A 2329-nucleotide genomic window follows, 5' to 3' on the forward strand; every position below is an offset into this window, starting at 1 on the left:
GCAAAGGAAAAGGCGGTTCGATGCATATTGCCGATTTGGACAAGGGGATGTTAGGTGCAAACGGGATAGTCGGCGGAGGCTTTCCGCTCGCATGCGGTGCAGCATTAACTGCCAAGTATAAAAAGACCGATCATGTTAGTGTATGTTTTTTTGGTGATGGTGCCAATAATCATGGGACATTCCATGAAGGGATAAATCTGGCGGCAATCTGGAAGCTGCCCGTAATATTCATCGCTGAAAATAATGGGTATGGAGAAGCCACGCCTTTCAACTATGCTTCTAGCTGTAAAACGATAGCCGATCGGGCGATAAGCTACAATATCCCGGGTGTCCGGGTGGATGGGAAAGATGTATTGGCCGTGTATAAGGCTGCTGAAGAAGCCGTTCAGAGGGCTCGCAGGGGAGAAGGCCCATCATTGATCGAATGCGTTACTTATCGTAATTATGGCCATTTCGAGGGAGATGCACAGAAATATAAAAAGGAACAAGAAAAAAAGGAACATAAACAAGAGAAAGATGCGATTGCCCTATTTAGGAATTACTTACTGAATCAGAATCTGCTGAAGGAAAAAGAACTGATTTCTCTTGAGAATGCCGTTGAGGAATCTATTAAACAAGCAGTTAAGTTCAGTGAAGAGAGCCCATATCCAGAAGCGTCAGATTTATTAAACGATGTTTATGTATCTTATTAAACCATAAAAGGAGGAATTGAGATGAGTAGAAAAATCAGTATGTCGCAGGCAATAAATGAAGCAATGGCCATGGCAATGAGAAAAGACGAGAATGTCATCCTTATGGGAGAAGATGTAGCCGGCGGTGCAGAGGTCGATCATTTGCAGGATGACGAAGCATGGGGTGGCGTCTTAGGTGTCACGAAAGGATTGGTTCAAGAATTTGGCCGGGATAGAATTCTTGACACACCCATTGCTGAAGCAGGATATATGGGAGCGGCAATGGCAGCCGCTTCGACAGGCTTGCGACCGATAGCCGAGTTAATGTTCAACGATTTCATTGGCAGCTGTTTGGATGAAGTATTGAATCAAGGTGCGAAATTCCGCTATATGTTTGGCGGTAAAGCACAGGTTCCCGTGACGATCCGTACGATGCATGGTGCAGGGTTCAGGGCTGCAGCTCAGCATTCACAAAGCCTTTATGCCTTGTTCACCAGCATTCCAGGATTGAAGGTCGTCGTTCCCTCATCCCCCTATGACGCAAAAGGGCTTTTACTCTCAGCCATTGAAGATAATGACCCTGTCATCTTTTTTGAAGATAAAACACTATACAACATGGTTGGAGAGGTTCCGGAAGGCTACTATACAATCCCAATCGGCAAAGCCGAAATGAAAAGGAAAGGCTCGGATTTGACGATCGTTGCCATCGGTAAACAAGTTCACACCGCGATGGAGGCTGCTGAAAAACTCACAGCTAAAGGAATTGAAGTTGAGATTGTCGACCCGCGGAGCTTGTCACCACTGGATGAAGAATCGATTCTCTCCTCTGTGGCAAAAACAAATCGTTTGATCGTGGTCGATGAAGCGAACCCAAGATGCAGTGTCGCAACGGATATTGCCGCACTGGTGGCGGATAAGGGGTTTGATACGCTCGATGCGCCAATCAAGAGGATTACGGCACCACATACACCTGTCCCTTTTTCTCCACCGCTTGAAGATATTTACCTTCCTACATCAGAAAAAGTGATACAAGCCGTTTCAGAATTATTAGGGGAACCTTCCATTCTAGGAGTGTAAATAAATCCAGATGCATGCTCCAGCTTTTTCGCATAGAACTGCAATGGTTGGAGCAACAAAACCAATGATGGATAAAACAAACCATTATGAAGGGAGAAATTAGATATGGCTGTCGAAGTGGTAATGCCGAAATTGGGCATGGCAATGAAAGAAGGCACTGTTTCGTTATGGAGTAAGGCTGTTGGGGATCCAGTCCAAAAAGGTGAAGCAATAGCCAGCATCAATTCAGAGAAAATAGAAATGGATATTGAATCTCCAGCGGAAGGTACGATTCTGAATATAGCTGTTCAAGAAGGACAAGGAGTACCTCCAGGAACCGTTATCTGTCATATCGGAGATCCGAATGAAAAAATAAAGATCGATGAACCTGTTGCTGTAGAAACCCAGTTGAAAATTGATGAACAAGAAAAGCCGAAAACAAAAGAGTCCCCCACTTTGCCAATAGGAGATCGATTGATGATCACTCCGGTTGCACGAAAAATGGCACTGGCAGCGAATCTTGACATTGAGATGATTCAAGGCACCGGGCCAGGAGGAAGAATCACTAAAGAAGATGTCCAGAAAGTAATGGAGAAAAGGGA

At 44.9% G+C, this 2329-nt stretch carries 3 protein-coding genes; all 3 read left to right on the top strand.

The features are described from left to right. A partial coding sequence (locus AC1DVB_RS26685; RefSeq protein WP_477591820.1) for a thiamine pyrophosphate-dependent dehydrogenase E1 component subunit alpha occupies positions 1 to 692 on the top strand: 692 nt, incomplete at its 5' end. Between the two features lie 21 nt (positions 693 to 713). Continuing rightward, positions 714 to 1748, top strand: a complete 1035-nt coding sequence (locus tag AC1DVB_RS26690) for an alpha-ketoacid dehydrogenase subunit beta (protein ID WP_057277656.1) — start codon at positions 714 to 716, stop codon at positions 1746 to 1748. A 105-nt stretch (positions 1749 to 1853) separates the two neighbouring features. Then, the coding region (locus AC1DVB_RS26695) for a biotin/lipoyl-containing protein (RefSeq protein ID WP_477591822.1) at positions 1854 to 2329 on the top strand (476 nt) is incomplete at its 3' end.

The sequence above is a fragment of the Peribacillus sp. P4_D6 genome (assembly GCF_056401795.1).

Bases quoted from the DNA above. Each gene is read 5' to 3' on its own strand.
- AC1DVB_RS26690 (WP_057277656.1), top strand. From the start codon at position 714: ATGAGTAGAAAAATCAGTATGTCGCAGGCAATAAATGAAGCAATGGCC.